Here is a 1,270-nt window from a genome sequence, read left to right on the forward strand (position 1 = left end):
TTGCTGGCGCTCGTCACGGGTTCGCTGTGGGGCAAGCCGATGTGGGGCGCATGGTGGGTCTGGGATGCGCGGTTGACCTCCGTCTTTATTCTCTTCCTGATGTATCTCGGCCTGATCGCGCTCAACCGCGCGATGGATGATCCGTCAAAGGCGGCGCGTGTCACCGCCGTGCTGATCCTCGTCGGCTTCGTCAACATTCCGATCATCAAGTTCTCCGTCGACTGGTGGAACACACTGCACCAGTCGGCGAGCGTGCTGCGCCTTGACGGGCCGGCGATCGCCCCGGAGTTCCTGCGCCCGCTTCTCGTCATGGCGATCGCCTTCACGCTCCTGTTCTTCACGCTGCATATCATGGCGATGCGCAACGAGATCTGGCGCCGCCGCATCACCGCGCAGCGCCGCATGGCTGCCCGCATGGCAAGCCGGGAGGAATAAAGATGGGCTCCTACGCTTTCTACGTCTACGGCTCCTACGGTCTTGCCGCCCTGGTGACGATTGCAGTGACGCTCTGGACCTGGGCCGATGGATGCGCACGCCAGAAAGAATTGGCAGCGCTCGAAGCCGCCGGTATCAGACGCCGTTCCGCCCGACCGAAGGATGGCGAATGACCGAAGCTCAGCAAGAGAATAGGCCGAAGACCCGCGGCCTCAGCCGCTATGCGCTTACGCTGATCCCGCTTGTCGTCTTCGGTGGCATCGCAGCAACGGCAGCAAAAATGCTTTATGACCAGGATTTCCACGGCAAGAACATCGCCGAAATCCCCTCCGTCTTGATTGGCAACAAGGCGCCGTCGCTGAACCTGCCGCCGCTCGAAGGCTCCACCCTGCCGGCGTTGACGGATGAGGCGGTCAAGGGCAAGCTGACGCTCGTCAACGTCTTTGCCTCCTGGTGCGCCCCCTGCCGCCAAGAGCATCCGATCCTGAAGCAATTGGCCGAGGATGGACGGCTCAATATAGTTGCGATCAACTACAAGGACAGCAAAGAGAATGCGCTGCGCTTCCTCAGCGAACTCGGCAATCCGTATAACGCCATCGGCGTCGACCCGAACGGCAGGGCGGCAATCGACTGGGGCGTCTACGGCATTCCGGAGAGCTATCTAATGGCCCCCGACGGCACCATCCTCTACAAACGCGTGGGGCCGCTCGACGATCTCAGCCTCAAGGAAGGACTGTTTCCAGCAATGGAGAAGGCAGCGCTCTCAGTTAGAGCCAAATGATTTTAGATCGAGGCCTGCGCGGCATGCCACGCCACCGGTCGCGTCGGTCCTGGG

The 1,270-nt window shown here is 61.5% G+C and carries 3 protein-coding genes; all 3 read left to right on the top strand.

Translation table 11 applies throughout. The features are described from left to right. Positions 1 to 435 (top strand): cytochrome c biogenesis protein CcsA (gene ccsA / locus G6N73_RS35735; RefSeq protein ID WP_165034552.1); only part of this gene is annotated, 435 nt, incomplete at its 5' end. 2 nt (positions 436 to 437) lie between these two features. Beyond that, a complete protein-coding gene (gene ccmD / locus G6N73_RS35740) occupies positions 438 to 608 on the top strand; it encodes a heme exporter protein CcmD (RefSeq protein WP_165034553.1) in 171 nt (56 codons plus the stop codon). Next, on the top strand, positions 605 to 1,216 hold the full coding sequence (locus G6N73_RS35745) for a DsbE family thiol:disulfide interchange protein (RefSeq protein WP_165034554.1): 612 nt from the start codon (positions 605 to 607) through the stop codon (positions 1,214 to 1,216). The genes ccmD and G6N73_RS35745 overlap by 4 nt, the downstream gene beginning before the upstream one ends. The last annotated feature ends 54 nt before the right edge of the window (positions 1,217 to 1,270 follow it).

Source organism: Allomesorhizobium camelthorni (assembly GCF_011045125.1).
GTDB lineage: Bacteria > Pseudomonadota > Alphaproteobacteria > Rhizobiales > Rhizobiaceae > Allomesorhizobium > Allomesorhizobium camelthorni.

What these genes read in the sequence shown, in the direction of transcription:
- ccmD (WP_165034553.1), top strand. Translation starts at nt 438, where the DNA reads ATGGGCTCCTACGCTTTCTACGTCTACGGCTCCTACGGTCTTGCCGCC.
- G6N73_RS35745 (WP_165034554.1), top strand. Translation starts at nt 605, where the DNA reads ATGACCGAAGCTCAGCAAGAGAATAGGCCGAAGACCCGCGGCCTCAGC.